Annotated in this window: 4 protein-coding genes and 1 pseudogene; all 5 read right to left on the bottom strand. The window is 66.4% G+C overall.

Features of this window, described 5'->3' with window-relative positions; all coding sequences use genetic code 11:
• Positions 1-841: 841 nt before the first annotated feature.
• A complete protein-coding gene (locus BLW48_RS34685) occupies positions 842-1,732 on the bottom strand; it encodes an NAD(P)-dependent oxidoreductase (RefSeq protein WP_093180225.1) in 891 nt (296 codons plus the stop codon).
• Positions 1,733-1,741: 9 nt separating this feature from the next.
• Positions 1,742-3,190, bottom strand: a complete 1,449-nt coding sequence (locus BLW48_RS34680) for an aldehyde dehydrogenase family protein (RefSeq protein WP_093180224.1) — start codon at positions 3,188-3,190, stop codon at positions 1,742-1,744.
• Positions 3,191-3,213: 23 nt separating this feature from the next.
• Positions 3,214-4,614 carry an amidase gene (locus BLW48_RS34675; protein ID WP_093180222.1) on the bottom strand — a complete coding sequence of 467 codons (1,401 nt, stop codon included), beginning with the start codon at positions 4,612-4,614 and terminating at the stop codon, positions 3,214-3,216.
• 4 nt (positions 4,615-4,618) lie between these two features.
• Positions 4,619-6,112, bottom strand: a complete 1,494-nt coding sequence (locus BLW48_RS34670; protein WP_093083039.1) for an ABC transporter substrate-binding protein — start codon at positions 6,110-6,112, stop codon at positions 4,619-4,621.
• Between the two features lie 48 nt (positions 6,113-6,160).
• Positions 6,161-6,457 (bottom strand): annotated as a pseudogene (locus BLW48_RS34665) (peptide ABC transporter ATP-binding protein); the annotation flags it as partial.

Here is a 6,457-nt window from a genome sequence, read left to right as displayed (position 1 = left end):
GATGCCAAAAAGTGGCGGGCTTATGCTGAACCGATTGACGCAACCAAACGCCCCTGACATGTTGCTGTTCCGTAAGGCATAGCGGCTGTCGGCCAGAAGCGGTCTGCCGGGAGAGGCGCCTGCGCGAAGCCATAGGGATCAAATGCATGACTGAGGTAGCTGAGTTCTCGGTGTGGGCCAAGATTCGCCGAGACGAAAAGCGAGAATTTCGACGGTGGATGGCCGCCCAGACCGGGTGGAGAGAAATCGACGTTCACCGACTGCTAGGTGCAGCGGTGGATGCGGGTCGGCCAATTGAACTCTTCCACCTCCTGGGATGGGAGGACGTGCACGTCGAGCTTGGAAGGCTACCGGCATTCGTCGAAGCCGGAACCGAGCAACTGACGGTGACTTCATTCGCTCCAATCGAGCAAGCGCCATACTGCGCCGTTCATTCGCTGTACACGTGGAACCGAGGATGTCCTGTTTGTGAGGATAACTATGTCCATAGAAGCCGCAGAAGCAAGCCAGGGCCTTTTATGAGTGACCGTTTCGGAGCGATGCGTACAGCCGCTTAGGGCCCTGTGCTGCCGTCCACCCGACCGTTACGGATGTCTGCTTTGCAGTCTGAAGCGGGCATCGAACGCAGTCATACCAATGTCGACCGTGGCCGACGCCAGCCCTTCGCCGCAGCGGTCGAACCGCCAACGCCACAGCCGCGCTCATCGTGCGCAGGGCATCGGGTGCTCCCCGCAGCGAAATAAAGGAGGAGGGGCGCAGCCCCGGGGGACATTCGCGGAGGGGAGTACCCGGTGTCCTGTGCACGCGCCCTGAACAACGGCGCACAGAACACAACAAGAAATCAGCGCAGCGCTTCGACCAGATCCAGCACCATCCGATCAGGCCCGAATTTCTCGACGCCCTGCGTCAAAAGCGCATCGACAGCCTGCGCAATGCCATGACTGGAAGAAGACTGCTCCGCCATGTCGTTGTAGTACCCCAGGTCCTTCTTGGCATTGGCCATCGAGAACTTCAGCGAATCGGTGCTGCCCGTCAGCAGCTTGGGCTTGACGCGTTCCAGTGCCACACCGTTGCCGCCGCCCTTGGCAAGCACGTCGACAAACACATCGGGCTTCACGCCCGCGCGCTCGGCACAGGCAGCAGCCTCGCACAGCAGCGCCACGGTGCCCAGCGACACGAAGTTGTGCAGCAGCTTCATCGCGTGGCCCGCACCGATGCCGCCCACGTGCGTGACGTTCTCGGCAAAGCAGCGCAGCAGCGGCAGGCACGAGGCCAGCACCTCGGCGTCGCCACCCACCAGCAGGTTCAGCCGGCCTTCGGCGGCTTCCTTCGCGGTGCGGGTCATCGGCGCATCGATGAACTTGCCGCCCTTGGCGCTCACCGCTTCCGCCACCTTGGCGGTGGAGGCGGGCACGGCCGTCGAGCAGTCGATTACCACCGTGCCGGGGCGCAGCGCAGTCAATGCGCCCTTGTCGCCGAGCATCACGGCCTCGACCTGCGGCGTGCCGGTTACGCAGAGGATCAGCACGTCGACCTGCGCAGCAAGCGCGGCCACGTCCTTCACCGAAGTGGCGCCGGCCTTCAGCAGGCCATCGATGGGTTGGTTGCCCGCGTGCTCCAGCACGGTGAGCTGGTGGCCGTGCTTGACGATATTGCTGGCAATGCCGTGGCCCATCAGGCCGACGCCGACGAGGCCGACTTTGCGCGGCGCTTGCTGTTCAGTGGTTGTCATGTGTTGTCTTCATCCGTGCTTGATGGCGATGGTCTTGAGGGTCGTGAATCCGAGCAGGGCCTCGAAGCCCTTCTCGCGGCCGAAGCCGCTCGATTTCACGCCGCCGAAAGGCAGTTCTACACCACCCGCCGCACCGTAATTGTTGACGAAGACCTGGCCGCAGTGCAGCTTGTGCGCCATGCGCAGCTGGCGCGCGCCATCGCGGGTCCACACGCCGGCCACCAAGCCGAAGTCCGTGCCGTTGGCCAGGCGCACAGCCTCGGCCTCGTCGGCGAAGGGCATCACGACCAGCACCGGGCCGAAGATTTCGCGCTGCGCCAGGTCGCTGTCGTGCGGCACGTCGCGGAACAGCACGGCCTCCTGGTAGTAGCCGGTGGCCGACGCGTTGGGTGATACCGTGCCGCGCGCCGCCACCTTCAGGCCATTCGCCTCGGCCGTCGAGACCATGTCGCGCACCTGGCGAAACTGCTTCTCGTTGATGAGCGGACCCATGTCCAGGTCTTCGGCGGGCGTGCCCGCGCGCACGGCCGTGAAGCGCTTCGCGAGCCGCTGCACCACCTCTTCGTAGACCGATTGCTCCACCAGCACGCGGCTGCCCGCCGAGCAGGTCTGGCCGGCGTTCTGGATGATGGCGTTGAGCAGCACTGGCTCGGCCGCATCCAGGTCGGCGTCGGCGAACACGATCTGCGGCGACTTGCCGCCCAGCTCCAGCGTCACCGGGCAATGGCGCTCGGCCGCGGCCAGGCCCACGCTGCGGCCGGTCATGGTCGAGCCGGTGAACGAGATGTGGTCGATGCCCGGGTGCGCACACAGCGCCGCGCCGGCTTCCTTGCCGTAGCCCGTCACCACGTTGAGCGCGCCGGCCGGAAAGCCGACCTCAGTCGCAATCTCCGCCAGGCGCAGCAGCGACAGGCTCGCGTCTTCCGCCGGCTTCACCACGCAGGCGTTGCCTGCGGCGAGCGAGGCGCCAACGCTGCGGCCCGCGATCTGCATCGGGTAGTTCCAGGGAATGATGTGGCCCGTCACGCCGTGCGGAATGCGCACCGTCAGCACGGTGTAGCCGCGCTCGTAGGGCAGGGTGTCGCCGTGCAGCTTGTCGCAGGCGCCGGCGTAGTACTCCATGTAGCGGGCCAGCGCGGTCGCGTCGTTGCGCGCCACGCGCAGCGCCTTGCCGGTGTCGCGAGCTTCGAGCTGAGCCAGTTCCTCGTGGTGCTGCATCACGGCGGCGCCCAGCTTGGCGAGCAGGCGGCCACGCTCCAGCGCGGTCATCGCGCCCCAGGGGCCGTCGAAGTTCTCGCCCATTGCCTTGCGCGCGGCGCGCACGGCCGTGTCCACGTCGGCGGCGGTGCCGCGCGCGATCTGGCCGAATTTCTGGCCATCGCTCGGGTCGATCACGTCGATGGTGACGTTGCCTTCGGACGGCACGTGGCGGCCGTCGATGTAGTGGGTTGCGTTCATTTGCTTTGTCTCCTTGCGGCCGGTCACTTGGGTTCTGGCCAGGGGTGTTGTGCTTCGCGGATTTGCTCGAAGGCGCGGCTGAACTGCAGCACGCCCAGGTCGTCGAAACGGCGCCCGGCAATCTGCAGGCCGATGGGCAGGCCCTCGGCCGAGTAGCCGCAGTTGATCGAGGCGGCAGGCTGCTCCGACATGTTGTAGGGCACCGTGAAGCCGATGTGCTCCAGCGGCAGCATCGGGTCGTTGGTCGGCGAGGCATGGTCCGCCGGCGCGGGCATGTTGGGCGACACCGGCGAGATCACGAAGTCGTAGCCCTTGGTGGCGGCAACGGTGGCCGCGCGCGTGGCGATGAACTGGCTGTAGGCGTCGAAGATGTGCGCGCCCGAAAAACCGGCCGCGCTCTCGGCCCAGTCGCGGATGTACGGCAGGATCTTCGCGCGCCTCTCCGGCGTCATCGCCTGCATGTCGATGCACGAGCGCATGCGCCAGAAGTGGTCCATGCCCTGCAGCATCTTCGGCGTCATGAAGGGCTTGATTTCTTCCACCAGCGCGCCGGCCGCCTCGATGCGCTTGGCAGCGCGGCGCACCGCCTCGGCGATCTGCGGGTCCAGCGGCAGGCCGCAGCCTGCGTCCATGTGCAGCGCCACGCGCTTGCCCTTGATGAACGACGGGTCAACTTCGAAGGCTGTCCAGTCGATGCCCGGCGCCGGCAGTTCCGAATAATCGCGGTCGTCGGGCTGCGCAACCGAGGCCATCATCAGCGCCGAGTCGGCCACCGTGCGCGTCATCGGTCCGGCGCAGCGGCCCATGTAGGGCGTGCTCAGCGGAATGCGGCCGAAGCTGGGCTTGAGCGTGTAGATGCCGCACCAGCTGGCCGGCAGGCGCAGCGAGCCGCCGATGTCGGTACCCACGTGCAGCGGGCCGTAACCCGCGGCAGCCGCTGCACCAGCACCCGCGCTGGAGCCGCCCGGCGTGCGCGACAGGTCCCACGGGTTGCGCGAGAGTTCATGAAAGCTCGACAGGCCCGACGACAGCATGCCCAGGTCGGGCATGGTGGTCTTGGCGACCAGCACCGTACCGTCTTCCTTCAGGCGCGCGGCGGGCGGGGAGTCCTGCGTCATCGGCACGAGGTCGTAGGCGGCGGTGCCCAGCGGCATCGGGTCGCCTTCGGTCGCGAGGTTGTCCTTGATGGTCACGGGCACGCCGTCGAGCGTGCCGCGTGGCTTGCCGGCCAGCCAGCGCGCCTCGGAGGCGCGGGCCTGCTCGAGCGCAAGCTCGGGGCGGAAGAGCCAGGTCGCGTGCAGCTCGGGTTCGTAGGCCGCGATGCGCTCGTTGACCGAGCGCACCACTTCCACCGGCGAGAGCTCCTTGGCGGCGTAGGCCGCGTGCAACTCCTGCACGCTCAGGGAGTACAGGGGCTTGGTCATCGCATCAGCTCCACGAGATAGCGGCCAGGTCGTTCACCACGATCGGCATGCTCGGCCACAGGCCCTTCACTTCCTTGCGTGCGATGGTCGGGAACACCGCCTGGTACAGGAAGCCGTTGACCGCATCGGTCGCAAGCTGGCGCTGGGCCTCGGCGAGCAGATCGGCGCGGCGCTTCTTGTTCTCTTCGTTCTGGATGCTGACGAACAGGTCGCGGAACTTCTTCGAGTCGTAGCCCCAGTAGTAGTCGGGCTCGGTGTACTTCACGAGGTCGAAGGGCTCCACGTGTGCGACCATGGTCAGGTCGAAGTCGTGCGCGCCGCCGAAGGTGCCGCTGAGCCACTGGGCCCACTCGACGTTCTGGATCTTCACGTTGATGCCGATCTGCGCGAGCTGCGCCGCGATCATCTCGCCGCCCTGGCGTGCATACGAAGGCGGTGGCAGCTGCAGGCGCAGTTCGAGCGGCGTCTTCACGCCGGCCTCGGCCAGCAGCTTCTTCGCCTTCTCGATGTCGAAGGGGTTCATTGCCGTGGTGTCGATGAAGCCCGGCGCGCCCAATGCGTAGTGGCTGCCGATGGGCCTGCCGAAGCCGTCCGCCGCGCCCTGGACGATGGCGTTGCGGTCGATGGCCGCGAGGATGGCGCGGCGCACGCGCACGTCGTCCAGCGGCTTCTTGCGGTTGTTGATCGTCAGGATCACCTTGCCGCGCGTGCCGACCTCGATCACCTGGAAGCGCGGGTTGCCCTTGAACTGGCTCACCGAGCGCGTGCCCGCGCGCGGGAAGATGTCGATGTCGTTCGACAGCAGTGCGGCGGTCTGCGCGGCCGTGTCAGACATGAATCGGAAGACGAATTTCTCGGTCTTCGCAAGGTTCGGGTCGCGATAGGTCGGCGACTTCACCAGCGTGCACGAGGCGCCGCGCTGCCATGCGCTCAGCTTGTACGGGCCGGTGCCGACTGGCGCAGTGACGTTGGTCTCGGCGCTCTTGGGCTCGACGATGCAGGCGGTCGATTGCCCCAGCATGAACGGCAGGTCGGGGTTGGGCAGCGTGCTGTTCACGCCCACCATGTACTCGTCGAGCACCACGGTGCCGATCTCGCTGAAGAAGCGCTTGTCCTTGTTGGTGCTCTTGGCGCCACCTGCGCGGTCGAACGAGAACTTCACCACCGACGCGTTGAAGGGCTGGCCGTTCTCGAAGCGCACGCCCTTGCGCAGCTTGAAGACGAAGGTCTTCATGTCGGGCGACGACGTCCAGCTCTCGGCCAGCATCGGCGTGACCGAGCCGTCGGCGTTCACCTTGGTGAGCGTCTCGAAGATGTTGTACTGCGTGATCTCCGCGATGGCCGATGCGGCGCCGCTCGTCGGGTCCAGGCCTGGCGGTTCGAGCGGCATGCCGATCGTCAGCGTGTTCTTGCCGGCCTGCGCGCGCGCCTGGGGCAGGAAGACACCCGGGATTGCCGCGGCCATGGCGGAAGTCATGAGTGTGCGTCGCTTCAACATTCGATAGTTCCTGGAGGTGAGGGTGGAGGAAAAGAAAGCCTTGCCCGGCTAGCGGGACGGCGTGTGCAGAACGGCGGAAAGCAGGGTGCGCGTGTATTCGTGCTGGGCGTGCTGGAACAGGTCGGCCGGGCGGCCTCGTTCGACGATGCGGCCCTTGAAGACCACGCAGACCTCGTCGCACAGATGGTTGACCACCGCGAGGTCGTGACTGATGAGCAGATAGCTGATGCCGAACTGCTGCTGCAGGTCTTGCATGAGGTTGAGCACCTGGGCCTGCACGGATACGTCGAGCGCACTCACCGGCTCGTCGGCGACGATGAGCTTGGGGCGCGTGATGAGGGCGCG

The organism is Variovorax sp. YR266 (assembly GCF_900107295.1).
Taxonomy (GTDB): domain Bacteria; phylum Pseudomonadota; class Gammaproteobacteria; order Burkholderiales; family Burkholderiaceae_C; genus Variovorax.
The sequence above is the reverse complement of the archived record's forward strand: the minus strand, read 5'-3'. Positions and strand labels throughout refer to the sequence as shown.

Coding starts and splice junctions, on each gene's coding strand:
- BLW48_RS34685 (WP_093180225.1), bottom strand. CDS start 1,732: ATGACAACCACTGAACAGCAAGCGCCGCGCAAAGTCGGCCTCGTCGGC.
- BLW48_RS34680 (WP_093180224.1), bottom strand. CDS start 3,190: ATGAACGCAACCCACTACATCGACGGCCGCCACGTGCCGTCCGAAGGC.
- BLW48_RS34675 (WP_093180222.1), bottom strand. CDS start 4,614: ATGACCAAGCCCCTGTACTCCCTGAGCGTGCAGGAGTTGCACGCGGCC.
- BLW48_RS34670 (WP_093083039.1), bottom strand. CDS start 6,112: ATGTTGAAGCGACGCACACTCATGACTTCCGCCATGGCCGCGGCAATC.